The 23578-nt window shown below is 70.2% G+C and carries 29 protein-coding genes; 10 read left to right on the top strand and 19 right to left on the bottom strand.

Annotated features, from left to right (window positions below):
* Nucleotides 1-34 precede the first annotated feature (34 nt).
* The 11 genes from Dfulv_RS04605 to Dfulv_RS04550 all read right to left on the bottom strand — a co-directional run bounded on the left by Dfulv_RS04605 (nt 35) and on the right by Dfulv_RS04550 (nt 8556).
* Nucleotides 35-787: a TetR/AcrR family transcriptional regulator gene (locus tag Dfulv_RS04605; RefSeq protein ID WP_259861361.1), complete on the bottom strand. Its 753-nt coding sequence runs from the start codon at nt 785-787 to the stop codon at nt 35-37.
* Entirely contained in the window at nt 784-1632 is an 849-nt protein-coding gene (locus Dfulv_RS04600; protein ID WP_259861360.1) for a PHP domain-containing protein, read from the bottom strand. The genes Dfulv_RS04605 and Dfulv_RS04600 overlap by 4 nt, the downstream gene beginning before the upstream one ends.
* Nucleotides 1633-2805 (bottom strand): hypothetical protein, encoded by a 1173-nt coding sequence (locus Dfulv_RS04595; RefSeq protein ID WP_259861358.1) that lies wholly within the window; start codon nt 2803-2805, stop codon nt 1633-1635. It abuts the gene before it with no gap.
* Between the two features lie 2 nt (nt 2806-2807).
* Entirely contained in the window at nt 2808-3500 is a 693-nt protein-coding gene (locus Dfulv_RS04590) for a SigE family RNA polymerase sigma factor (protein ID WP_259861357.1), read from the bottom strand.
* Between the two features lie 81 nt (nt 3501-3581).
* Nucleotides 3582-4427, bottom strand: a complete 846-nt coding sequence (locus Dfulv_RS04585; protein WP_259861356.1) for a PH domain-containing protein — start codon at nt 4425-4427, stop codon at nt 3582-3584.
* 5 nt (nt 4428-4432) lie between these two features.
* Nucleotides 4433-4591, bottom strand: a complete 159-nt coding sequence (locus tag Dfulv_RS04580) for a hypothetical protein (RefSeq protein ID WP_259861355.1) — start codon at nt 4589-4591, stop codon at nt 4433-4435.
* A gap of 129 nt (nt 4592-4720) precedes the next feature.
* Entirely contained in the window at nt 4721-5398 is a 678-nt protein-coding gene (locus Dfulv_RS04575; protein WP_259861354.1) for a DUF6758 family protein, read from the bottom strand.
* A gap of 44 nt (nt 5399-5442) precedes the next feature.
* Nucleotides 5443-6066: a TrmH family RNA methyltransferase gene (locus Dfulv_RS04570; RefSeq protein WP_259861353.1), complete on the bottom strand. Its 624-nt coding sequence runs from the start codon at nt 6064-6066 to the stop codon at nt 5443-5445.
* 104 nt (nt 6067-6170) lie between these two features.
* Nucleotides 6171-6629: a hypothetical protein gene (locus Dfulv_RS04565; RefSeq protein WP_259861352.1), complete on the bottom strand. Its 459-nt coding sequence runs from the start codon at nt 6627-6629 to the stop codon at nt 6171-6173.
* Between the two features lie 654 nt (nt 6630-7283).
* The gene (locus tag Dfulv_RS04555; RefSeq protein WP_259861351.1) at nt 7284-8042 is read right to left on the bottom strand and encodes a DUF695 domain-containing protein; all 759 of its coding nucleotides are present in this window, start codon (nt 8040-8042) and stop codon (nt 7284-7286) included.
* Between the two features lie 19 nt (nt 8043-8061).
* Nucleotides 8062-8556: a MaoC family dehydratase gene (locus Dfulv_RS04550; protein WP_259861350.1), complete on the bottom strand. Its 495-nt coding sequence runs from the start codon at nt 8554-8556 to the stop codon at nt 8062-8064.
* A gap of 358 nt (nt 8557-8914) precedes the next feature.
* On the opposite strand from Dfulv_RS04550, the gene Dfulv_RS04545 reads away from it, so the two are divergent.
* The gene (locus tag Dfulv_RS04545) at nt 8915-9322 is read left to right on the top strand and encodes a hypothetical protein (protein ID WP_259861349.1); all 408 of its coding nucleotides are present in this window, start codon (nt 8915-8917) and stop codon (nt 9320-9322) included.
* Nucleotides 9319-10188 carry an MFS transporter permease gene (locus tag Dfulv_RS04540; protein WP_319805759.1) on the top strand — a complete coding sequence of 290 codons (870 nt, stop codon included), beginning with the start codon at nt 9319-9321 and terminating at the stop codon, nt 10186-10188. The genes Dfulv_RS04545 and Dfulv_RS04540 overlap by 4 nt, the downstream gene beginning before the upstream one ends.
* A gap of 90 nt (nt 10189-10278) precedes the next feature.
* Here Dfulv_RS04540 and Dfulv_RS04535 read toward each other — a convergent pair whose 3' ends face one another.
* On the bottom strand, nt 10279-10668 hold the full coding sequence (locus Dfulv_RS04535) for a thiol-disulfide oxidoreductase DCC family protein (RefSeq protein ID WP_259861348.1): 390 nt from the start codon (nt 10666-10668) through the stop codon (nt 10279-10281).
* Between the two features lie 132 nt (nt 10669-10800).
* Here Dfulv_RS04535 and trxA point away from each other — a divergent pair, with 132 nt between their 5' ends.
* The 5 genes from trxA to Dfulv_RS04510 all read left to right on the top strand — a co-directional run bounded on the left by trxA (nt 10801) and on the right by Dfulv_RS04510 (nt 15381).
* Complete coding sequence (gene trxA, locus Dfulv_RS04530) at nt 10801-11181, top strand: thioredoxin (RefSeq protein WP_259861347.1); 381 nt, start codon at nt 10801-10803, stop codon at nt 11179-11181.
* A 73-nt stretch (nt 11182-11254) separates the two neighbouring features.
* Nucleotides 11255-13342: an intein-containing Rv2578c family radical SAM protein gene (locus tag Dfulv_RS04525; RefSeq protein WP_406567929.1), complete on the top strand. Its 2088-nt coding sequence runs from the start codon at nt 11255-11257 to the stop codon at nt 13340-13342.
* A gap of 54 nt (nt 13343-13396) precedes the next feature.
* Complete coding sequence (locus Dfulv_RS04520; protein ID WP_259861346.1) at nt 13397-14107, top strand: hypothetical protein; 711 nt, start codon at nt 13397-13399, stop codon at nt 14105-14107.
* 75 nt (nt 14108-14182) lie between these two features.
* Nucleotides 14183-14911 carry a hypothetical protein gene (locus tag Dfulv_RS04515; RefSeq protein ID WP_259861345.1) on the top strand — a complete coding sequence of 243 codons (729 nt, stop codon included), beginning with the start codon at nt 14183-14185 and terminating at the stop codon, nt 14909-14911.
* A 56-nt stretch (nt 14912-14967) separates the two neighbouring features.
* Nucleotides 14968-15381 (top strand): CoA-binding protein, encoded by a 414-nt coding sequence (locus Dfulv_RS04510; RefSeq protein WP_259861344.1) that lies wholly within the window; start codon nt 14968-14970, stop codon nt 15379-15381.
* On the opposite strand, the gene Dfulv_RS04505 is transcribed toward Dfulv_RS04510, so the two are convergent.
* Nucleotides 15359-16558 carry an acyl-CoA dehydrogenase family protein gene (locus tag Dfulv_RS04505; RefSeq protein ID WP_259861343.1) on the bottom strand — a complete coding sequence of 400 codons (1200 nt, stop codon included), beginning with the start codon at nt 16556-16558 and terminating at the stop codon, nt 15359-15361. The two genes, Dfulv_RS04510 and Dfulv_RS04505, sit on opposite strands and share 23 nt — an antisense overlap.
* A 114-nt stretch (nt 16559-16672) precedes the next feature.
* Here Dfulv_RS04505 and Dfulv_RS04500 point away from each other — a divergent pair, with 114 nt between their 5' ends.
* Nucleotides 16673-16909, top strand: coding sequence for a DUF4190 domain-containing protein (locus tag Dfulv_RS04500; protein WP_259861342.1), 237 nt, complete (start codon nt 16673-16675; stop codon nt 16907-16909).
* Nucleotides 16910-17021: 112 nt separating this feature from the next.
* Here the strand turns inward: Dfulv_RS04500 and Dfulv_RS04495 are convergent, their stop codons facing one another.
* Together Dfulv_RS04495 and Dfulv_RS04490 are read right to left on the bottom strand one after the other, a co-directional pair.
* The gene (locus Dfulv_RS04495) at nt 17022-17930 is read right to left on the bottom strand and encodes an SDR family NAD(P)-dependent oxidoreductase (protein WP_259861341.1); all 909 of its coding nucleotides are present in this window, start codon (nt 17928-17930) and stop codon (nt 17022-17024) included.
* Between the two features lie 53 nt (nt 17931-17983).
* Complete coding sequence (locus Dfulv_RS04490) at nt 17984-18937, bottom strand: HpcH/HpaI aldolase/citrate lyase family protein (RefSeq protein ID WP_259861340.1); 954 nt, start codon at nt 18935-18937, stop codon at nt 17984-17986.
* A gap of 107 nt (nt 18938-19044) precedes the next feature.
* On the opposite strand from Dfulv_RS04490, the gene Dfulv_RS04485 reads away from it, so the two are divergent.
* Entirely contained in the window at nt 19045-19875 is an 831-nt protein-coding gene (locus Dfulv_RS04485) for an SDR family NAD(P)-dependent oxidoreductase (RefSeq protein ID WP_259867412.1), read from the top strand.
* A gap of 7 nt (nt 19876-19882) precedes the next feature.
* Here the strand turns inward: Dfulv_RS04485 and Dfulv_RS04480 are convergent, their stop codons facing one another.
* The 3 genes from Dfulv_RS04480 to Dfulv_RS04470 are packed head-to-tail and all read right to left on the bottom strand — an operon-like array spanning nt 19883 to nt 21657.
* Entirely contained in the window at nt 19883-20362 is a 480-nt protein-coding gene (locus Dfulv_RS04480; RefSeq protein ID WP_259861339.1) for a hypothetical protein, read from the bottom strand.
* A gap of 12 nt (nt 20363-20374) precedes the next feature.
* The gene (gene amrA / locus Dfulv_RS04475; protein WP_259861338.1) at nt 20375-20965 is read right to left on the bottom strand and encodes an AmmeMemoRadiSam system protein A; all 591 of its coding nucleotides are present in this window, start codon (nt 20963-20965) and stop codon (nt 20375-20377) included.
* Nucleotides 20962-21657, bottom strand: a complete 696-nt coding sequence (locus Dfulv_RS04470) for an HAD family hydrolase (protein WP_259861337.1) — start codon at nt 21655-21657, stop codon at nt 20962-20964. The genes amrA and Dfulv_RS04470 overlap by 4 nt, the downstream gene beginning before the upstream one ends.
* A 112-nt stretch (nt 21658-21769) precedes the next feature.
* Here Dfulv_RS04470 and Dfulv_RS04465 point away from each other — a divergent pair, with 112 nt between their 5' ends.
* Nucleotides 21770-22744: a DMT family transporter gene (locus Dfulv_RS04465; protein WP_259861336.1), complete on the top strand. Its 975-nt coding sequence runs from the start codon at nt 21770-21772 to the stop codon at nt 22742-22744.
* Here the strand turns inward: Dfulv_RS04465 and Dfulv_RS04460 are convergent.
* Nucleotides 22690-23547 (bottom strand): PhzF family phenazine biosynthesis protein, encoded by an 858-nt coding sequence (locus tag Dfulv_RS04460; protein ID WP_259861335.1) that lies wholly within the window; start codon nt 23545-23547, stop codon nt 22690-22692. The genes Dfulv_RS04465 and Dfulv_RS04460 overlap by 55 nt on opposite strands.
* Between the last annotated feature and the right edge of the window lie 31 nt (nt 23548-23578).

The following is a 23578-nucleotide window of genomic DNA, read 5'->3' as shown; positions in this document are numbered from 1 at the left end:
CCACAACTGCAAGATCGGCGCGAACAGGCGGGCGTCAGCGGGACAGCATCGCGTCGATGCCGTCCAGGACCCGCTCCAGGCCGAACTCGTAGGCGCGCACCGGGTCGCCCGCACCGTACTCCTCGCCGGCCGCCTGGCCCACCCGGGCTGCGGTCGGGAAGCGGGACGCGTCGAGGACCTCGGCGAGCAGCGGTGCGTACGCACCCCACCACTCCTCCTCGGTCATGCCCGTCGTCTGGGCGGCCTGATCCGCCTGGACCACGGCGCGCACCGCACCGGCGACGTAATTGAGCACCAGGCTGAGCAGCATGTCGGTGTTGATGTCGGGCACCTCGGCACCCTCGAAGGCGCGCAGTTCGAAGTCGTACTTCGCGATGACGTTCGGTCCGAGCACCGGCCGTGTGGTGGCGATCTGGAGCAGCCAGGGATGCCGGCGGTACAGCTCCCAGTTGATCCGGGCCACCTCGTGGAGCCGCGCCCGCCACCCGTCGCTCTCGTAGGCGGGCCGGACGGCCTCCGCGGAGACGACGTCGACCATGACGTCGAGCAGTTCCGCCTTGCTCGGCACGTACGTGTACAGCGACATCGCCGTCACGCCGAGCTGCTCGGCCACCCGCCGCATCGAGACCGCGGTGAGGCCTTCCGCGTCGGCCAGCGCGACGGCGACGGTGACGATGCCGGCCACGGTGAACTTCGGCTTCGGCCCGCGCTTCGGGGCCGGGGTGGTCCCCCACAACAGCTCGATGCTGCGCCGCGGATCGCCGGACCCGCTGTACTCGGTGGTCACCCGACCACGTCGCTTCCGGAGCCGGCGGCCACGATCTGCTCGTACACGGCCGGATCCGTGGTCCGCGCGCCGAGCCGGACCGTCTTGTTGTGCCCGTGGTAGTCGCTGGAGCCGGTGACCACCAGGCCCAGGCGCGCGGCCAGGTCCCGCACGTGTGCCCGCTCCTCCGGGGCGTGATCGGTGTGGTCGGCCTCCAGGCCGAACAGGCCGGCCGCGGCCATCTCGACGATCAGTTCGTCGGGGACGATCGGCCCGCGGGCGCTCGCGCGGGGGTGCGCGAACACCGGCACGCCACCCGCGGCCAGGACCAGGCGCAGCGCGACGAAGACGTCGAGATCATCCTTCGGCACCCGATACCGCCGGCCGAGCCACTCCGGCTCGAACGCCTCGGAGACCGTGCCGACCAGGCCGCGCCGGATGAGCGCCTGCGCCAGATGCGGACGGCCGACGGTGCCGCCGGCCGCGTGCTGGAGCACCTCGTCCCAGGTCACGTCGATGCCGTCGGCTCGCAACAGGTGGACCATGCGCTCGGCGCGGGTCTCCCGGGACATCCGCACCCGCGCGAGTTCCGTGGCGAGCGCCGGCTCGGTCGGGTCGAAGAGGTACGCGAGCAGGTGCAACGAGATCGGCCACGGACCGCCGTGCCACCTGCACGACAGCTCCGCCCCCGGCACGAGGGTGAGCCCGGCCGGGCGCGCGGCGATCGCCGGAGGCCAGCCGGAGGTCGTGTCGTGGTCGGTCAGCCCGATGACGTCGAGCCCGGCGGCGGCCGCCTCAGCGACCAGCTCCGCCGGGGTCGACGTGCCGTCACTCGCCGTCGAATGGGTGTGGAGATCGATCCGCACTCAACCAGCGTAGAGCGGCTCGATCAGCACCACGCCGTTGCTGTCCACGCCGAGCGTCTCCATCTTGCCGTCGGGGCTCAGCGCCTGGAACGTGTCACCGTTGTCCACCACGAACGTCGTGGCGTTGAGCCAGACCGTCTTGGTGGTCACGTTGAGATTCAACAGCCGCGACTTGCCGTCGGTGAAGACCGTGGTCAGGTCGACGATCGCGACCTGCTTCCGGCCGTTCACCGGGTAGGCGAGCCAGTGCCCGTCGGGGGACACGCGGCTGCCGTTGCGTTCCGCCAGAGGCAGGCCGCAGACCTTGTTCAAGACCTTGAAGGGCTGGTCGAGCTGCAGCCACGCGAGGCACATCGACTTCTCCTGGTTGACCGGCTTCACCTCGGCGTACAGGCTCTTGCCGTCGGGGTGGGCGCCGAACACCCGCAGGACCGACTCGTCCCACGACTCGGTGTACTTGCGACTCGGGTACCAGACGTCGAACGCACTGCCGTCCGTGCGCCCGAGCACCAGGTCGGAGCCGACGAACGCCACCGGCATCGCGTCGCTCGGCACGTTGGTCGTGAACTTCTGCGTGACCTTCTTCGCGTCCCCGGCACGGGAGCCGACGGTGACCTTGCCCTGGTCCACCCAGGCGACCTGGCCACCGTCCTTGTCCACCGTGATGTTGTTCGCACCGTCGACGAGGACCTGCTGCTGGTTGTTGTCGTTCTGCAGGACCAGCTGCTGCTTGTCGCCGCCGGGCTGGGTGTTGACGACCAGGTAGCCGTCCTTCGCCTGGTAGGCGGCGGCGACCGTGCCCTTGTCGGGCAACTGGAGGCGCACCTTCTTGGTCGGCTGCGCCGTTCCGCCGATCGCGTCGACCGCGGTGGGCGCCTGCGGCGGCGGCGTCTGCCTGCCGGTCTGGGTCGACTCGGCCGCGATCTCCGGCGGACCGGCAATGTCGGCCGTGTGCCCCTGCTCGGCAGGCTTGCCGGGGATCACGACCTGCAACGCGGTGATCGCGGCGACGGCGAAGGCTAGGATGCCGGCGAGCCCGCCGGCCATCGCCCTGCGGCGGTTCCGGATTTGGGCGGCGCCGCGGATGGCGGCGTCGGCGACGCCGTCCAGCGACCCGGGCGGGGCATTGCCCGCCTTGGCCGCGAACGTATCGCGGAGAGCGTCTTCGAGCATGGTCACGTCCCCAGTCCCACTTCCACTGGCTCATCGAGTTCCGCCGGCGCCTCTTCCGCCGTCTCCTCCTCCGTCGATGCCGCAGCCGTGGCCGCGGCGGCCGACGTTGTGGCCGCTTTCGCCGCGGCCGCTGGTGCGGGCCGCTTGAGCGTCACGGTGGGTGGGCGCGAGGGCTGTACTCGAGCGGCCGGCTCAACGCCTTCCGCGCTGAGCCGCTGACGGAGCGTGGCGAGCGCTCGGGAGGCCTGGCTTTTCACGGTGCCGACCGAGACGCCGAGGAGCCGGGCCGTCTCCGCCTCGGACTGGTCCTCGTAGAACCGCAACACCAGCACGGCACGTTGCCGGTTGGGCAGCGCACGCACGTGGCGCCACAGGGCGTCGCGCTCGAGGGTCTCCTCGAGCTGATCGGCGGCGGGGCTCTCGGGAAGGATCTCGGTGGGGCGTTCGCCGTGCCAGCGCCGCCGCCACCAGCTCGTGGAGGTGTTGACGAGCACGCGCCGCGCATACGGCTCGACGGCCTCGATATGGCCGAGCCGTTTCCAGGCGAGGTAGGTCTTGGTCAGCGCGATCTGTAACAGGTCTTCGGCGGTCGCCCAGTCTCCGGCAAGCAGATACGCCGTGCGCAGCAATGCACCCGACCGCTGCGTGACGAACTCACGAAATGCGTCCTCGCGGAAGCCTGCCTCGTCCGGCACCGTCACTTCCCTCCCCGTTCCGCCCACGTGGCAAGACGCGACGGAGGGGGCCACGGGTTGCACTCCCGCGGAAGGTTTTTCTCAGGTGCCGTCCTCGTCGCCACCGGCGGCGCGGCCCAGCCGGGCCTCGACGGCCTCCGGTTCGTACATCTCCTCGACGATCCGCAGATAAAGCTCATTCGGATTGGGCAAATTGCGAATATTGCGCAATGCCTGGTCCTGACCCGCGGACTCCAGTTCGAAATGACCGTATCCGAACATGCGACCGGTCAATGACTGGACGTATTTCATGTCCGTGACCCGCAGCAACGGCATCATGGCCACATTGCGCGTGAAAATTCCGGAAACGACCATGACCCGCTTGTTGGTCAGGATGAACCGGTCATACCACCAATCCGCGACCCGCCATGCACACCACAGGATCACGAGCGCCCACACGACCAGGACCGCGGTGCGCAACTGGGTCTGGTTGTGCTTGGTCAGCCAGCCGGCGATATACCCCATCGCGATCGTGGCGCTGACGGCGATCGCGCCCTCCTTGGCCAGCTGGATCCAGTGCCGCTTCCACTCACCGCGGAACTTCTCGGTGGGGAACAGATACCGCGAGGCGTGCCGGCTGGCCTCCTCGTCGAGCGGCGCCATGCGACTGCCCCGCGGCACGGACGGGCCGCCGTCACCGCTCTGGAGCCGCGCGAACTCGTCCTGCGTGAACGACGGCGGCGCGTCGTAGGTGGCCCGACCTGCGTAGGCACCGTCGGTGAGCGGGTCGGCGTAGGAGTCCTCGGCGTAGCTGTCAGCCGGCTCGTAGTCGGGCGCCGGCGGCGGGGGCGCGTCGCTCGGCCGGGCGCGTGGGATCGGCTCCGTGTCGCGGTCCTGCCAGCGGCGGGAGCTCGATTCGCCCTCGGGCGGCTCGGGGCCGGTGCTCATAGCGGTCAGGCAACCAGGCTGGAGAAGAAGTCACCGAACCCGGAGGCGATGTCCATGATCCCGCCGCCGATGGACTTGAAGACCTCAGCCGCCGACTGGGGCCGATATGCCACGAAGAAGATGAGGAAGGCTATGCCTCCCCAGGTGAGGACCTTCTTTAGCATCGCCGTCAATCCCCTCCCCGCGACGTCGCGCAACCGCGTCGCGGCGAACTCAGCGTATCAGTTGCGCGGCATAGGGTTAAGCTATGCCGCGCCGACATCGACTCGGACCTTGATCCTAGTCGCGCCCGTCTACGCTTTCCCGTGAAGATAGGGCGACGGCGCGCCGAAAACGAGATGGGTTGGCACATCCTCGGTGAGATCGTGCAGGTCGATCTCCTCTTCCAGGAGAAATCCGGCCGCGGCCGGCCAGGTCACGAAGTAGAGCCACATGCCCATCGCTTCGCCGACGTAGGCGGTGCGGTCCTCGGGCGACTTGGTCATCCACAGCGGCGTCGGCCAGCCGGCCGCGCGGACCTTCGCGTGTGCGGTTGTGGTCGCCAGGTCCCCGTCGAAGAACGGCCCCGGATCGGTGCCCGGCATGCCGGCGAGCCGGTTGCCCAGTCCCACACCGGGCTCCTCGGCGACGATCACACAGTCGGCCGGGCCGTGCTCGACCGGGCCGGGCCCGCTGCAGGCCACGGCCGTCGCACGCACGCCGGACCGATCGTCACCCACCAGCCCGACCCCGGTGACCGTCCAGCCGCTCGGCAGCGGCCACGGACACCACAGCGGCGTCGGACGGGCCCCGGCGCGCTGCGCCGCGGCGAGGAGTTTCGCGCGGGCCGTCTCGACGATCTCGGGTCCGATGTGGTGAGCCACGTGCAACGGCAGGACGGCCCCGTCGTCGTCGCACCGCCACTCCGAGTGCATGAGGTCCGGCGGCCGCACCGGACCGCCACAACGGGGACAGCTGACTGCGACGCCCATATACCCACGGTAAGGGCAATCCGGTCCAGTTGGAGCACCTTCGGCTACTGGTTTCGTGCGCCGTGCTCCCGGATCCATGCGTGCATGGCGATGCCGCTGGCGACGCCGGCGTTGATGGACCTCGTCGAACCGAACTGCGCGATGGAGTACACGGCGTCGCAGGCCAGCCGGGCCGGCTCGGACAAACCTGGCCCTTCCTGCCCGAACAGCAGCACACAGCGCTCGGGCAGCGAGGCCTGCTCCAGGGACCGCGCGCCGGGCAGGTTGTCGATGCCGATAAGCGGCAGCCCCTGCGCCCGCGTCCAGTCCAGGAACTCCTCGACGGTCGCATGATGGCGGACATGCTGGTAGCGATCGGTGACCATGGCACCACGCCGGTTCCACCGCCGCCGCCCGACGATGTGCACCTCGGCGGCGAGGAACGCGTTGGCGTTGCGCACGACGGTTCCGATGTTCAGGTCGTGCTGCCAGTTCTCGATCGCGACGTGGAATCCGTGGCGCCGCGTGTCGAGGTCGGCCACGATGGCGTCGAGGCGCCAGTAGCGGTACCGGTCGACGACGTTGCGCCGGTCGCCTTCGGCGAGCAGCTGCGGGTCGTAGTGCGGCTCGGACGGCCAGGGGCCTTCCCAGGGCCCCATGCCCACGGCGAGCTCGATGTCCGCGTCCATTTCCGGTGACGGTACCTTGCGGCCTTTGCTGGAGGCCGGCCGGATGAGAAGGGTTGACCAGCCCACCCGGCCGGCGTCGCGGGGCGGTGCCCGGCGCCGGGGGTTCAGCGGCGCAAGGCCCGTGCCAGCTCGTGGCCGATCTCGTTGACAAAACGACGCTCGGCGAGGAGCACGGTGACGCCGCCGAGCCGGATGACACCCGGATACCAGGCGATCCGGCCGACGCTGGCGGCGATGTCCATGAGCCACTCGCCGTAGGCGAGGGCGACGTCCGCACCCAGCCGATCGACCAGGAGGCGGATGGCGAAGGTGCAGTCAGCCAGGGCTTTCGCCTGGTCCGAAGCTCCTGGAGCAAGGTCGGTGTCGGTGAGTTGCTCGGCGAAGATGGCCGCGACGACCCCGCGCACGAGCACCGCGCGGGACCGCTGCCCCGCGGCGATTGCCTCGACCCCGGCCACCGCGTCGACGTCCGCCCGCCCGGCGCAGGCGGCGAGCAGGACACTTCTCGGAAGTCGTACGAGCAGGTCCCACTCCCACCGCCGCAGCGGCAGATCGATCCGCATGGCGGAACGCGCCGTGGCCCTCCCGACCCCGGCGGTCACCGGCTGCGGAACGGGTCCGTGCCGTGGGACGGCCGAGGTGACGGCGGGCCGTGGCGGCGTGAAACGGGCCGGAGCGGGCTCGGACGCTGCGGTGTGCGGCTCGCCTCCGGCCGGACTGAGATCCGGTGACGCGCTGCTCGGCCTGGCGGATCCGGTCGTGCGAGAACCGGGCGCGGCGGGATCGACCGAGCCGGCGGGGTCCGCAGCGGATCCGGCCCGAGCGGCCATGTCAGCGGCAGACCTCGCGGAATCCGCAGCCGATTCGGCCGAAGCGGCGGCTTTGGCGGAGCCGGCCGGGGAACCGACCGAGCCGGCGGAGCCGGCGGGGTCCGCAGCGGATCCGACCCGAGCGGCCATGTCGGCGGCGGACCCGGAGGGATCCGCAGCCGGTCCGGCCGGCGTGGCGGATCTGGAGCGGCGGGTGGCAGGGTTGGGGGCGGGGTTGACGGAGGGGCTGGTGGCAGGGTCGGCCGGGGCGGACGTCGCGGAGCGCGTCGTCGCGGGTCTCGGCGTCGCGGGACTCGGCGCGGGCTTGCTGGGCATGGCGACCTCCCACACCGAGCCTATGCCGAAAAATCCTCCGATAAACGGAAAATGATGGACTGACCCGACCGGTCAGGCCTGCACCATGCAGCCCCAGCCGTCATAAAGGCCGTCGTGACCTTCCACGATGCCGCGAACCTTCCAGGTCGCCTCGTGCAGAGCCGGCGGCTCGACCGGGTCACGGCGGATCGCCTGCAACACGAAGTCTCCCTCGTCGCCGCGCTCCACCGTGACCGCGAAGCCGTCGATGCGCAACTCCTCCGCGGCGGCCTCCGCACGTTCCAGATCCGGAAAGTACGCCAGGAACTCGACCGGCCGCGGCGAGCTGAGCCGGTCGCCGTGCGCCTCCAGCTCCTGCACCACCTGGTTGTCGTCCATGACGTTGCGCTGCCACGCGTCGGGGGTCAGCTCCTCCCGGACGCGGGTCCAGCCCGGGTCGGAAACGAGAGACGACTCCGGAGTCAGACCGGGCACCTCGGCGAGCGGCGGCGGGGTGGCTCCCTCGGGCAGATATCCGGTGATCCGGCCGGTGTTGCCCGACAGCACCCGCCCGACCAGCGCGCCGCGGACGGACTTCAGCACCTGACGTACCGCCTCGTCCAAAGCGTGGATGGAAGCCAGTTCCGAGACGTCGGGCATGCCGGTGGCGCCCTTGCCCTTGTACCGGAACTCGACGTCCAGCCGTTGCGGCAGCCGCGCCACCGGGGCAGCCTCCACCGCGCCGAGGTCGATGTTGTACATCGCGAGATGGCCGCCGACCTCGCCCGGGTACACCGCCCAGCGCTCGGCCCACGCCTGTTCCCGCCCCAGCAGCTTGCGGAGCAACCCCACAGTCGTCCTCCTTGACGAACTACGGTTTCGGCTCCGGGAAGCTCGGCAGCTCCGGACCCGCGTGCGACTTCTTCGGCACCATCACCCGGCGCCGGAAGACGCAGACGAGTGTGCCGTCCTGCTTGTAGCCCTTGGTCTCCACGGTCACCACACCGCGGTCGTCCTTCGACTCCGACTCGCGCTTGTCCAGCACCACAGTCTCGCCGTAGATGGTGTCCCCATGGAAGGTCGGTGCGGTGTGTCGCAGCGACTCGACCTCGAGGTTGGCGATCGCCTTGCCGGACACGTCGGGCACCGACATGCCGAGCAGGATCGAATAGACGTAGTTGCCGACGACCACGTTGCGCTTGAAGTGTGTCGACGTCTCGGCGTAGTGGGCGTCGAGGTGCAGCGGGTGGTGGTTCATCGTCAGCAGGCAGAAGAGATGGTCGTCCGACTCGGTGACCGTCTTGCCCGGCCAGTGCCGGTAGACCGCGCCGATGTCGAACTCCTCGAAGTACCGGCCGAACTGCATCTCGCATCCTCCAAGACAGCTTTGTCGTTGGTCCGCAGCATGCAGGCCCGAACGGGAGGCGGGATAGGGAAAGCCGGCAAGTGTGAGAAAACGCAGCAAGCGGCGGGGCCCTCCCTGGCGCCCGCCGCCCACGCTCTGTGATTGAGTATCTTGGTCCGCTCTTCCGCCCTTGGCAACGCTCCGTATAGAGACGCAAGTCACAGTTACCGAAACGAGATCTCCATTGAGCGCTGTCGTTACGGATTGTGGTCCCCATCTCACTACAGAGCGTGAGTGGCCTCGCGGGCTGGGGACTTCCTCATTTGATACCGGACGGTAAAGTCTGGCGCCGATGGAACGGTTGACGACACGGGGACGCGTGGCACGGCTGGTTGCCGCGCTGGTCTTCGGCGCCCTGACGCTGCTCGGCTCGACCGTGGGCAACGACTGGTGGTTCCCGTTCGCACCGATGCGCCAGTTCTCCAACGCCGACCCGCCCGACGAGCCGATCCTGGTGTTGCGCACCGACGGCGTCGACGCCACGGGGCGGCGCATGGAGCTCAACGAGCGCAACGCCGGCGTGCGGCGGGCCGAGATCGAGTCGCAGATCGAGCGGTTCAAGGCCGACCCGTCGCTGCTGCGCTCGATCCAGGACGCCTATGCGGCGCGCAACCCCGGCAAACCTCCGCTGGTCGAGGTCGACATCGTCGAGGAGCAGCACCACCTGCGCAACGCTCAACCGACGGGGGAGATCACGGAAGTGGTACTGGCGAGGTGGCGGCCGTGATCACAAAGTGGCTCTTCGCGCCGGTGCCGAAGGGACGCATCGCGGCGTTCCGCACGCTGATCTACGGGTTCGTCGCCCTGGACGTGGCCTTCTTCAGCGGCTGGATCCGCTCGCACGGCGACCTTCCCGGCAACCTGTACCAACCGCTCGAGGTCGGCAAGCTCCTGCACCTGCCCACGCCGACCCATCTCATCGTCAACACCGTCTTCTGGGCGCTGATCCCACTGTCGCTGCTGGCGGCGACGGGCCGTGCGCACCGCCTGCTCGGCTGGACGGTCTTCGTCCTGTACTTCGAGTGGATGGTCATCGCGATGAGCTACGGCAAGATCGACCACGACCGGTTCGGTCTGCTCATCGCGCTGGCCGCACTGCCGACGGCGGGCCGGGCGCGCCACGGCGACACGGAGACCACCGAGGCCGGCGGATTCGCGCTGCGGATGACCCAGATCGGGGTGATCTGCACGTACTTCCTGGCCGCGGTCGCGAAGCTGCGCGACGGCGGGCTGGCCTGGTTTACCGGGGCCACGCTGACCAGGTCGTTCATCCGGCGCGGGACGGCGCTGGCCCACTGGCTGCTCGGCATTCCCGGGTTCACGGTGGTCAGCCAGTTCGGGATCATGGGCTTCGAGCTGCTGAGTCCGTTGGTGTTCGTGCTGAAGCCCAAGATGCGGTATGCGATGGTCGCGGGCTTCTACCTGTTCCACCTGATGACGTTCAGCCTGATCACCATCTCGTTCATCCCGCACCAGGTGGCGATGGCGAGCTTCCTGCCGCTGGAGAAGGTCACCCCGGTCGTGTGGGTCCGCCGGCTGTTCCGCCGCCCCGCAGCCGCCCCGGCGTCCGAGCCCGCGCAGGAAGCGGTCTAGCGACAGGTCGGTCTGCCTGACGCTGGCCGAGACCGGCCCGGAACTGCCGGCCGACGCGCGAGGCCGCCGCTCGGGCCGGGCTCAGGCCGCTCAGGCCGCTCGGGCCGGGTGATTCGGAGGCAGCGCGCAGGCCGCGGTGCCGCCGGGCATGCGGTGGCGGTTGCGGGCCACCCAGCGGTAGGCCGGCCAGGCGACCGCGCTGACCGGGCGGAGTCCGAGCAGCCCGCCGGCAAGGCGCCACGGCGCCGAGGCGCGGCGCAGCAGGTCGGCGATGGCGACCGGGCCGGCGGTCACCGGTCGACCGGCGGCCACGTAATACACGGCGGAGCTCACCTGCTCCTCGGTCACCCCGAGCGCGTCGAGGTCGGCGAACTGCCACGCCACGACATCCGCGTCCGGCCTGATGCGCTTCTCGATGAAGCGGGCGCATGATGAACAGAAGGCGCAGTCACCGTCAAAAAGAAAGGTCGGCCGGTCCATATGCCAATCATGGATCATCCGGCCCGCGCCGCCACGGTGAGCCCGGCCACCGGTTGGGAATGCCGGTAAGGGGTACGTGGTTACAACGGTGCGTACCCGACGCGATGCCCCAGAAGGATCGGAGCAGGAAGCATGGCAACCGTAGACCTGACCGCTGAGAACTTCGCCGAGAAGGTCGGTGGCGAGGGGATCGCCCTCGTCGACTTCTGGGCGGACTGGTGTGGCCCGTGCAAGCGGTTCGCCCCGGTGTACGAGCGGGTGTCCGAGAAGAACCCCGACATCACCTTCGGCAAGGTGGACACCGAAGCCGAGCAGCAGCTCGCCATGGAGTTCAACATCCGGTCGATCCCGACCCTGCTCATCGTGCGCGACGGCGTGGCGCTCTACTCGGAGCCCGGCGCGCTGCCCGAGCAGGCGCTCGAGTCCCTGATCCAGCAGGCGCGTGACCTGGACATGGACGAGGTCCGCGCGAAGGTCGCCGAGGCCGCCGCCACCGAGACCGCCGAAGCGTAACCGTTCGAGCGCCCTGAGTCAGGCTCGGCTCAGGGCGCTTGTGTTCTCTTCGTACGCATGTTCGAATGAATCCGTGCGATGGGACAACCTGAAGGCGACTGGCGGTCCCGGCACCGGTGACACCGGGCAGGCGCGAGTGCTTCCGCTCGCACTGCCCGGGGCCGTCGCCCGCACCTTCGACACGCCGGAGTTCCGCGGCGTCACGTTCTATGAGGTGCAGGCAAAGTCCCTGGTCAACCGCGTGCCGGGGACCTCCCGGGTGCCGTTCGAATGGACGATCAACCCCTACCGGGGCTGCTCACACGCGTGTGTCTACTGCCTGACCGGCGACACCTCGATCCTCATGGCCGACGGCACGACCAGGCCGTTGGCCGAGCTGGCGGTCGGCGACGAGGTCGTCGGCACGGTGCGCGACGGCCGCCTCCGCCGATATGTGACGACACGGGTCCTCGCCCACTGGTCGACCGTCAAGCCGGCGCACCGGGTGACCCTCGCCGACGGCACCACGCTCGTGGCGTCGGGCGATCACCGGTTCCTCTCCGACCGCGGCTGGAAGCACGTCACCGGAGCTCGGCACGGGCGCAGCCGCCGCCCGCACCTCACCACCGCCAACCGGCTCACCGGATTCGGCGCACTGCCCGAGCGGCCCGCGGAGAGTCCCGAATACCGCCGGGGCTATCTGTGCGGCTTCGTCAACGGCGACGGCCACGTCGGCCCGGTCGCCGACGAGGCGTCGCGGCGGGCGCAGCGATACGCCGCCGAGTGCGGCGGGCTGCACGCCATGGCCGCCGACGACCGGGAGTATGCGGGCGCGAGCGTCCGCGATGCCAGCGCCGTCCTTGACTGGCCCGAGGTGCCGACCCGTGCGTGGCGGCAGGGGTTCGTCGCCGGACTGTTCGACGCGGTGGGTGCGCTCGTCGACGGCATGCCGCGGTTCCACGCCGTCGACAAGGTGGTCGTCGACTGGTTGGTCGAGTGCCTGGCGGTCCTCGGCTTCGCGACCGACCGCTCAGGCCGGCCCGCCTCAGGCGTCGACGACGTCGGGCTGGACGGCGTGCGCGTCCTCGGCAGCACCCGCGAGCGGGTCCGGTTCGGGCTGCTGTTCGCCCCGGCCGCCGCGACCGGCACGGCCGTCGGCGACCTGGTTCGCGGCGACGAAACGCTGCGTGTCACGGCCATCGAGCCGCTCGGTGTCGAGGTGCCGATGTTCGACATCACCACCGGCACCGGCGACTTCATCGCCAACGGGGTCGTGAGCCACAACTGCTTCGCCCGCAACACGCACACCTATCTCGACCTCGACGCGGGCCACGACTTCGACACACAGATCGTCGTCAAGGTCAATGCCGGCGAGGTCCTGCGGCGGGAGCTGTCGTCGAAACGGTGGTCCGGCGCTCACATCGCGATGGGGACCAACGTCGACTGCTATCAGCGCGCCGAGGGGCGATATCAGCTGATGCGCGACATCCTGGCGGTCCTGCGCGACCACGCCAACCCGTTCTCGATCCTGACCAAGGGCACGCTCATCGCCCGCGACCTCGACCTGCTCCAGCAGGCCCGCGAGGTGACGAGTGTGAGCATCTCGATGTCGGTCGGCTTCCTCGACGAGACGCTGTGGAGCTCGGTCGAGCCCGGCACGCCCAGCCCGCGCCGGCGGCTCGACGTGGTGCGCCGCCTCACCGACGCCGGGCTCTCCGTCGGCGTGCTCATGGCGCCCATCCTGCCCGGCCTGACCGACACACCCGAGGCGATCGATGCCACGGTCGCCGCGCTGGCCTCGGCGGGGGCGGCCGGCATCGTGCCGCTCGCCCTGCACCTGCGGCCCGGCGCCCGGGAGTGGTATCAGGCCTGGCTAGCGCGGGAGCATCCGCGTCTGGGGCCCCGATACCAGGAGCTGTATGGCGACGGGAGCTACACCCCTCAGGCGTACCAGCGAGAGCTCGCCGCGCGGGTGCGGCTCGCGGCGCGCCGCCACGGCGTGCCGACCGGCGGCACCGGGACCACCCGCATGCCCTCGACCAGCGGCGGCACGGGCGTGGACGCCGGGGATGCGCACCCGGCCGACCAGTCAAAACACTCGGGCGGGCAAGCGACACGGACGACCGGGCGGGCATCACACACAGATGAGCGAGCGGCGCACGAGCAGTTGTCATTGCTGTGAAACCGAAGCTTTACGGTCAGCTAACGGTCAGCTTCGTTGGCTAGGGTTCGCCGCATGGGGGCGCGTACCGGCGACTATCTGGTGCTTCTGGGGCCGCCGGTCGCCGTTGGGGCGGCCGTCGGTGTGGTCGTGATGGCCGACTCCCCGGAGGCGTTCCTGCCACTGCTGATCGTGTTGCAGCCGTTGACGACGCTCGGGATCGTGCTCGGGCTGGTGCAGCTGACCCGCAGCAACCGGGGGCCGTCGACGTTTCGGCTGGTCGGGCACGACGGGCGGATGGCCTTTGCGGTGCGGCCGAACTTCCGGCGGCAGTGCCTGTTCAACGGGCTGCTCAGCGCGGCGCTCGTGCTGATGGCGGTCACCGGGCTGCGGGTGCCGGGGCGGGTCGTGCCGGCGATGGCCTGGGCGATCCTGGTGCTCAACGCGACCGCGCTGGTCCTGATGCTCCACCGGATGCTCCGGAGCGGGCCGCTGCTGCTCACCGCCGACGGGATCGCGATCGACGGCGGTCGCACGTTTGTGCCGTGGGCAGCGCTCGAGGCCGGGCCCGACAGTCCGCAATGGACGTTGGCCCGGCCGGAGCTGGTGCGGGGGCGGCGGATCAAGGCCTTCCAGCCGGGGCAGGTGGTGCCGCTCGAAGTGTCGCTGTGGTTCCTGTCGCTGTCGATCCACAGTTATCTCGCGCACCCCGAGCACCGGGCCGCGATCGGCACGCCGGAGGAGCTCGACCGCCTGCGCGGCGCGCTCACCCGCCAGTTCACCTGAGCTCATCACCTGGGCGGGAAGGGTGGAGCCGATCAACCGACGCAGTCCGAGTATGGAGCCTCCTAAGGTCTGAGCATGGCGTCGCCCGACCGGAATTCGCTGAACTGGCTCTGGGTGCCGGTGCCGCCGGTCCTCGTGCTGCCCACCGGGCTGGGTGTGCATCTGCTGACGCCGCGCGGCTTCGTCCCCTTCGCGCTGTTCGGGCTCGCCGGGGGCTTCGTCAACCAGTTCGTCAACGACCTGCGGCGGCGCCCCGAACCGCCGGCCCGACCCGGCTGGGAGTTCCAGCCGCCGTTCCGGCTCGCCGCCGCGCAGGCCGGCCGCGACCTCGCCGGCGCCTGTCTCGTCGTGCTCGCGATGGTGTTCGTCACCATGGAGCCGGTGGCGCTGGCCGTCACCTCCGCCGTCGCGCTGCTGCCGCTCGGCTTGGGAGGCCTGCGCGTCATGAGGCTGCTCCGCGGCACACCCGCCGTGCGGCTGACGCCGGTCGGCGTCGAGGTCGGCTCCCGGCAGTACCACTGGGAAGCCCTCCGCGGCCTCGAGCTCAACGGCGACCGGTTCAACCCCCGGCTCGACCTGCTGATCGAAGACCGTCGCCAGCCGGTCAGCCTGCGCCCGTCCGGCGTCGACGCGAACCTGTTGTTCCTCCTGGATCTGATGGGGTACTACCGGTCACACCCCGAGCGGCGCGGCGCCATCGGCGACCCGGAAGAGGCGCGGCACATCCACGGCGTGCTGCTCGAGGCGCGACTGGCGGCCGGCCTCAACGGCGGCCCGACGCCGATCGCCGTGGGAGTGAACTGACACACCCCAGGTCCGGCAAGGGCGGATCGGCGCCGGCCCGAGATACCGTTTCGCTCATGCGCAGCGCGGAACAGATCCTGCGGGAAGCCACCACCATCGCTGTCGTCGGGGCATCGCGGGACCGCACGAAGACAGCACATTCCGTGCCACTCTCGATCCAGCGCCACGGATGGCGCATCATCCCCGTCAACCCGTTCGCCGACGAGATCTTCGGCGTGAAGGCCTACCGGACGCTCGCCGACATCCCCGAGCCCGTCGACGTCGTCAACGTGTTCCGGCCGTCGAAGGACGCCACACAGGTGGTCAAGGAGGCGCTCGCGATCGGCGCGCCCGCGATCTGGCTGCAGCAGGACATCTTCTCGCCCGAGGGCCGGGCGCTGGCCGAGGCCGCCGGGGTCGACTTCCTCGAGAACACCTGCATCGCCGTCATCCGCGCGGTGCACGCGATCAGCGGACCCCGTAGTCCTTGAGCAGCCCGCGGCTGATGATGGTCTTCTGGATCTCGCTGGTGCCCTCGCCGATGAGCAGGAACGGCGCCTCGCGCATCAGCCGCTCGATCTCGTATTCCTTGGAGTAGCCGTAGCCGCCGTGGATCCGGAAGGCCTCCTGGACCACCTCGGCGCAGTACTCCGACGCCAGGAGCTTGGCCATGCCGGCCTCGACGTCGTTGCGTTGTCCGGCGTCCTTCAGCCGGGCGGCGTTGACCATCAGGCCGTGCGCGGCCTCGATCTTCGTCGCCATCTCGGCGAGCTTGAAGGCGATCGCCTGGTGCTTGACCAGCGGGGCGCCGAACGTCTGGCGCTGCTGCGCATACGCGATGGCCAACTCGAACGCCCGGATCGAGATGCCGCAGGCACGGGCGGCGACGTTGACGCGGCCGACCTCGATGCCGTCCATCATCTGGTAGAAGCCGCGGCCGGCCTTCTCGGCGCCGCCCAGGACCGCGGTCGCGGGCACCCGCACGCCGTCGAGGACCATCTCGGTCGTCTCGACGCCCTTGTAGCCCATCTTCTCGATCTTGCCGGGGATCGTCAGGCCGGGCGCGGTCTCGCCGAAGCCGGGCTCCTTCTCGATCAGGAACGTCGTCATGTCGCCGTACACCGACTCGGCGCCGAGGTCGGTCTTGACCAGCGTGGCGACGACCGACGAGTACGCACCGTTGGTCAGCCACATCTTCTGGCCGTTGATGACGTAGTCGTCCCCGTCGGGGACGGCCTTGGTGCGGATGGCGGCGACGTCGGAGCCACAGCCGGGCTCGGACATCGAGAACGCACCACGCACCTCGCCGGCGGCCATCCGCGGCAGCAGCGCCGCCTTCTGCTCGGGCGAGCCGTGGTGGCTGACGAGGTACGCCACGATGAAGTGCGTGTTGACGATGCCGGAGACGGACATCCAGCCCCGGGAAAGCTCCTCGACGACGAGGGCGTAGGTCAGCAGCGACTCGCCGAGCCCGCCGTGCTCCTCGGGGATGGTCAGGCCGAAGAGGCCCATCTCACGCATGCCGTCGACGATGTCGGCCGGATAGACGTCGTCGTGCTCGAGCCGCTGGGCGTGCGGGATGATCTCCTTGTCGACGAACTCCCGCACGGTCTCGAGGATCGACCGCTGAACGTCGGTCAGACCGGGTGTCTGGGCAAGGCGGGCCATGGTCGACCTCCGTTGGTCAGCGCAAGTTACCGGCGGGTATGCAGGCAGTATCGCGGTCGTCGGCGGGTCCGGCCAATGTGAGCGGACCACATCACCCTGTGAAATGGTTCTCAGGTGGAGGAGGTCCCGACCGACCGGCAGCGGATTCCCGGCGTCAACACGATGGCGATCGCAGCGCTGATCTTCGCCGTCCTGCTGCCGCCCTTCGGCATCGTCATGGGACACATCGCGTGGGCCCAGATCAAGCGGACCGGCGAGACCGGCCGCTGGCTGGCACTGACCGCCCTGATCGTCGGCTACGCCGAACTGCTCTGCCTCTGCGGCATCCCGATCGTGCTGCTCGGCGTCTGACCGCCACCGTTCCCGCGTTGATCTTGCAGTTGTGGTGCCGCGACACTCCTACGATATCCGGCTTGCCAGGCACTACCACTGCAAGATCAACGCGAAGGGGTCGGACGTGGGGTCAGCGGTACTGGGCCTCGCGGACGCTGTTTCCGCCGTCCACGACCAGCATCTGGCCGGTGATGTAGGACGCGCCCGGCGAGCAGAGGAAGGCGATGGTGGCGGCGACCTCCTCCGGCGTGCCGGGGCGGCCCATCGGCGTGCCGAAGCCCTGCTTGAGCTCGACGAGGGTCGAGGCGCCGGTGTGGATGATGCCGGGAGCGACCGCGTTGACCGTGATGCCGTCGGCGACGAGCTCCATCGCGAGAGCCCGCGTCAGGCCGACCACGCCGGCCTTGGCCGCCGCGTATCCCGCCTCGGCGGGCAGGGCGTTGACCGGGCCGGCGGTCGCGGCGAGGTTGACGATGCGACCCCAGCCGTGCTCGGCCATGCCGCCGACAAAGGCTCGGCTGACCAGGAACGCGGTCGTGAGATTGCGGTCGATCTCGGCGCGCCACTCCTCGTAGGTGAGCTGCGCGACGGGGCGCAGCACCTCGGGGCTCGCCTTGCTGGCCAGGCCGGCGTTGTTGACCAGGATCTCGACCCCGCCGAGCTGATCGCTGATCGCGTCGGCCAGGGCGCCGACCTCGGCCTCGACGGTGAGATCGGCGACGAACCCGATGACGCCCAGCTCGCTGGCGCGGTCGTGGATCCGGCGGGTGGTGGAGACGATCGCGACCGCGGCACCCATCGATTTCAGGCGGCGGGCCGTGGCGTAGCCGATGCCGTCGGGGCTGCCGGCCCCGGTGACCAGGGCGACCCGGCCGTCGAGCCGCTCGGCCGTCGTGGACTCCTCACCCGCGGGGTCGTCGGCGAGCTCTGGACCGCTGGACGGAACGGCTCGCAGGGTGCGCCGGGCCGAGGACGGCCGGCTCGCGTCGCGCCGGCCGCCCTTGCCGGCGGGTCCGCTGGAACGTAGATCGGGTGCCATAGGGCAAATCCTGCCTGCCGGATCCACCACCGGGCAATGCGACGCGCGTTTTCTCAGGCCGGCGGGGTGAAGGACGTGGTACGCCGCATGCCCGCCGCCCGTCCCTTCGCGGAGACGACCAGGGCCATCTTCCGCGAGGCCTCGTCGATCATCTCGTCGCCGAGCATGACCGCGCCGAGCTTCCCGCCCGCCTCGGAGGTGTAGTAGTCGTACGCGTCGAGGATGAGCTCGGCGTGGTCGTAGTCCTCCTGCGCCGGGCTGTAGACGTCGTTCGCCGCGTCGATCTGGCCGGGGTGCAGCACCCACTTGCCGTCGAAGCCCAGTGCGGCACTGCGCTTGGCGACCTCGCGGAACGCGTCGACGTCGCGGATCTGCAGGAACGGGCCGTCGATCGCCTGAAGGTCGTGCATCCGGGCCGCCATCAGGATGCGCATGAGGATGTAGTGGTACGGGTCGCCCGGGTAGTCGGGGATCAGCGCGCCCACGACCAGCGACTTCATGTTGATCGACGCCATGAAGTCGGCCGGGCCGAAGATGACCGTCTCCACCCGCTCCGAGGCGGCGGCGATCGCGTCGACGTTGACCAGCCCGGCCGCGTTCTCGATCTGCGCCTCGATGCCGATCTTGCCGACGGGCAGGCCGATCGTCTTCTCGATCTGGGTGAGCGTGAGGTCGAGCCACTCGATCTGACCGGCCGACTGGACCTTCGGCAGCATGATGCAGTCGAGGTTCTCACCGGCACCCTCGACGACCTCGATCACGTCGCGGTACGTCCACTGGGTGGTCAGGTCGTTGACCCGCACGACGCGGGTCTTGCCGGTCCAGTCCCCGTCGTTGAGCGCGGCCACGATGTTCTTGCGCGCCTCCGGCTTCGCCAGCGGCGCGACCGCGTCCTCCAGGTCGAGGAACACCTGGTCGGCGGGGAGCCCTTGCGCCTTGTCGAGCATTTTCACGCTCGATCCTGGAACGGCGAGGCACGAGCGACGCGGGCGTCCGAGGGCGGCCATGGCGGGGCTCCTTTGCTCCGAGCGATCGGTGTCTGGCTGGCCTTAGCGTTGGTTCAGGGCAAGCTACGCCACGGTAACCTCGTCGCGTGAGCGCGCAGAACGCCCCTGTGGGAGATCTCACCGGCCGTACGGTTGTCGTCACCGGCGCCAGCTCCGGAATTGGCCTGGCCGCCGCCGTTGACATGGCCCGCCGGGGTGCCCACGTCGTGCTTGTGGGCCGCAATCCCGACCGGTTGACCGCCGCCGTCGCCGCGGTGCGCGACGCGTCGGGCGGGCGCACTCCCCCGGCGTACCGCAGCGATTTCGCCCGTCTCGACGACGTCCACGTCCTCGTCGATCATCTCCGCCAGCGGTACCAGCGGATCGACGTTCTGGCGAACAACGCGGGTGGTGTCGTGTCCGGCCGGGTGGTCACCCAGGACGGGTTCGAGGCGACGCTGCAGACCAACCACCTGGCCGGCTTCCTGCTCAGCAACCTGCTCCGGGAGCAACTGCGCAACGGGCGGATCATCAACACGGCGTCCGGCGCCCATGCGATGGGCGCGCTCGACCCGGCGGACCTGCGCGGAGCAGGCAAGGCCGGAGTGTGGCGGCGCTACGGCTCGGCGAAGCAGGCGAACATCCTCTTCGCGGCCGAGGCGGCACGCCGGTGGCCGGACATCATGTCGGCGTCGTATCACCCGGGCTGGGTCCGCACCCGGTTCGGCGCCGGCATCGGGGTCAGCCTGGCCAGCCGGATCACGCCGTTCGCCAAGTCACCCCAGCAGGGCGCGGACACGCTCGTCTGGCTGGCGGCGACGCCGGCGGTGCAGCTCACGTCGGGCGGCTACTACGTGAAGCGGAAACTGTCGGCGCCCAACGCGCGGACGAGCGACCCTCAACTGGCGGCCCAGCTGTGGGAGGCGAGCCTCGACGCCGTCGGCCTCGGCTGGCGGTGATCGACGCTCAGCGCTTGGTGGCGCCGCGGACCTTGTGGAGGCGGAACGGGCGCTTCGGCACCCGGGTCGCGCTGGACGGCCGCGGCGGGGCCGCCTGCGAGTCGTCGGGGAGGTCGTGCGTGCCGCCGGCCGGGATCAGGCGGCTGACCACACACCGCTCCGCCCAGGTGGTGGCGAGGTCGGTGGTGCCGTTGAGCCGCTTGGCGGCGAGCTGCGGCACGAGCTCGGCCCACTCCTCCGAGGTGGGATCGATCCTGGTCACGGTGGCCGGCCAGGTGACGATCCGGCCGCCGTGGTCGCCGCGCAGGGTGACGTCCGCCGTCGGCGTCTCGGCCAGACCGGGTGCGGACTGCTCGCCCGGGCCGCTGACCACGAGCAGCGAGCCGCCGAGCCAGGCGCACCAGACGAGGTAGGCGGGCCCGGCGCCCGGCACGGTGAGCCAGGCGACCGCGGCCTTCTTGACGGCTTCTTCGACCAGGGCGTCCATAACTCCATCCAATCAGGAGTCAGGCCCCAACGGCGTGCGCGGGGACCGGTCGTAAAACTCGGTCGCGGCGTAGCGCCACGCCGTCGCCTCCGGGGGCCAGCCGTCGGACGGCCACCCGCCCTTCCTGAGCAGCGCCGACAGGAACCGCTCGGGCTCGGGCAGCTTCAACCACACCGACGGCAGGAACGTGGCCCGCCTCCGCCCGTCGGTGAGGATCAGGCCGTGCTCGCCCGGTACCAGCACGGTCAGCAGCTCCTCGCGGCTGCGCGTGGGCACCCGCACGGGACGCTCGAGCACCGACACCTTCACGTCGAGCAGCGGCCAGTCGTCGCCGGCCACCGGGGGCAGCCGCGGGTCGGTCATGGCGCGCAGCGCGTTGCGCACAACGTCACGGTGCAGCGGCCGGACCGGCTCCAGGGTGCCCACACAGCCGCGCAGGGTGCCGGCTCGCTCCAGCGTCACGAACGACGCGCCGTCGGCATGCAGGGCGCCGTCCTGGGGCAGCCGGGCGACGAGACGGTCGCCGGCGAGCCGTGCGCGGACGGCGCCCGCGGCGAGGCGGGCGAGCAGTTGGCCATCCGTCAGCGACAATGCCGCCGTCACGCCACCAGCATAGGCGCCCCGACGAGCTCCAAGACCTCGTTGAGATTTTCGATGCACGGACCCGACCAGCCGGGTTCGTCGTTGTAGGTCAGGTGGTCGCCGAGGTCGCCGGCGGCGAGCCGGACCGCGGTCAGCCCGCAGGCGCCGGCGCCGGTGAGCTCGAGACTGCCGCCGTCACCGACGTACAGGCAGTCGGCGGGCTCGACGCCGAGCAGCGCGCACGCGGTGCGGTACATCGCCGGGTGCGGCTTGGTGTGCCCGATCTCCGACGAGTAGACCGCCGCGTCGAACAGGCCCGCCAACGGGGACCGGGGCAGGAAATGGGGCAGCTCGAACCAGCAGTCGCTGACGATCGCAATGCCCAGGCCTGCGGATCGCAGCGCGCGCAACACCGGAATCGTGGCCGGACGTAAGGGCGCGTCGGCCTGGAGGGCGGCCAGGCGTAAGTCGACCGCGTGGCACAGCTGTGTCTCGGTCGGCTCCACGCCGAGCTCGTTGCAGAGCTGCCACAGGCCCGTCATCGAGTCGCTGCCGTAGCCGCCGGCGGCTCGTTCCTCGAAAGTCCGGTCGAGCAGCGCGATCCACTCGTCCGGGTCGACGCCGAGCACCTCCGCGGTGCGCCGGTGGTCCTCACCTCGACGAACAGCCGCCGTACATGTGTTGAAGTAGTCAAAACAGACAGCCCGGAACACCTAAACGGCCCCCATCATATCAACCGAACGGATGACATCCGGTTTACCTGTCAACAGGGGTCGATAAGTGTCGGATCAACGACAGTTTTCATCAAGTGACAAGATCTCACGCATGCGCCAGGTCGGCCTTCCCACCATCGTCGCTCTTGTGGTATCGATCGTGGCGATCTCGTCGTCGGCGCCGCTGATCGCGTTCGCCGCCGCGCCGTCGCTCGCGATCGCCTTCTGGCGCAACGCGATCGCGGTCGCCGGCCTGGCCCCGGTGGCGCTGACCCGCCGCCGGCTCGAGGTGCGCGACCTGCTGCGTCCCGGCGCGGGCCGCCGCACGCTCGGGATCAGCGCCCTGTCGGGGCTCTGCCTGGCCGTGCACTTCGGCACCTGGGTGCCGAGCGCGAAGCTGACCAGCGTCGCCATGTCCGTCGCGCTGGTCTCCACGACGCCGGTATGGACCGCGCTGATCTCGGCGGTTCGCGGCATCCACGTTCCCCGCAGCACCTGGGCCGGCATCGGGCTCGCGGTGGCCGGCGTCGCGCTCGCCACCGGCGTCGATCCCGACCTGTCCGGCCGGGCACTCCTCGGCGACGGCCTGGCGCTGACGGGCGGCATCGCCGCGGCCGGCTACACGATCTTCGGCGAGCGCGCCCGCGCCAGCATCGCCACGACGACGTACACCTCGATCTGCTACTCGATCTGCGCCGTCCTGCTCCTCGCCACCTGCCTCGTCACCCGCGCGGACCTGGTCGGCTACGACCCGCGGACCTGGCTGGCGATCGCCGGCATGACCCTCGGGCCGCAGTTGCTGGGGCACACGCTGGTCAACTACGCCCTCCGGCGGGTCTCGGCGACCGCCGTCGCGGTGCTGTTCCTGCTGGAGGTCCCCGGCGCGCTGATCATCGCGTGGCTCCTCCTCGACCAGTTGCCTGCCGCGCGCACGCTGCCGGGCATCGGGATCCTGCTGGCCGGCGTGGCGGTCGTGGTGCTCGGCACGCGCTGGCGCAAGCCCGGCGAGCCGCCCGGGCCGTCCGCACCGGGTCAGCCGACGAACGGCGGCACCGTCATCTCGCCGGAGGCGATCGGCACGACGTGACCGGCGACGGTCGCGGAGACCGCCTCCCCGCCACGCGCGGTCACCGAGCACTGCAACGACGACGGACGGTGCATCTCCAGGCCCTGGCTGATGTGGTACTTGCTGAGCCCGTCACCCGGCAGCAGACCCGAGCTCACCAGCCAGACGCCCAGGCCCAGCGCCGCCGAACCGGTGGCCGGATCCTCGGGGACACCCACGTCGGGCACCAGCACCCGGGCGTGCGCGTGACGGTCCTGCGCGTCCCAGTGGAAGACGCTGACGTTGTCGACCGGCCGGTGCAGGCCGACCCGGCCGACCGCCTCGTCCGTCACCGAGAGGTAGGTGAACTCCAGCCCGCAGCCGGCCTTTCGCGGCGCCGGACCGACAAAGTCGTCCGCGGTGAGGCCGACGGCGGTGAGCAGCGGCGCCGGGTCGAGCGGCGCGCCGACGGTCGGCCGGCCGCCGGTGACGACCGCACTGTGATGCACGTCGTCGATGTGGATCGGGATCAGCCCGGCGCCGCACTCCTGGACCACGTCCTGATCCTTGATCACGCCGTTGCGGAACAGGGTCACCGCGCAGCCCACGGTCGGGTGGCCGGCGAACGGCAACTCGGTCTGCGGGGTGAAAATGCGCACCCGATACGTGGCCTCGGGCATGGTCGGCGGGAGCACGAAGATCGACTCCGAAAGGTTGAACTCCCGTGCGATCGCCTGCATCTGCTCGCCGGCGAGGTCCTGGGCGTCGAACACGATCGCGAGCGGATTGCCGGTGAACGGGCGGTCGGTGAAGACGTCGACCACTGAGTACCGCACCATGCTCATGGAACGAAGCCTAATCAGTAGGCTTAAGCCT

The organism is Dactylosporangium fulvum (assembly GCF_025137375.1).
Classification (GTDB): domain Bacteria; phylum Actinomycetota; class Actinomycetes; order Mycobacteriales; family Micromonosporaceae; genus Dactylosporangium; species Dactylosporangium fulvum.
The sequence above is the reverse complement of the archived record's forward strand: the minus strand, read 5'-3'. Positions and strand labels throughout refer to the sequence as shown.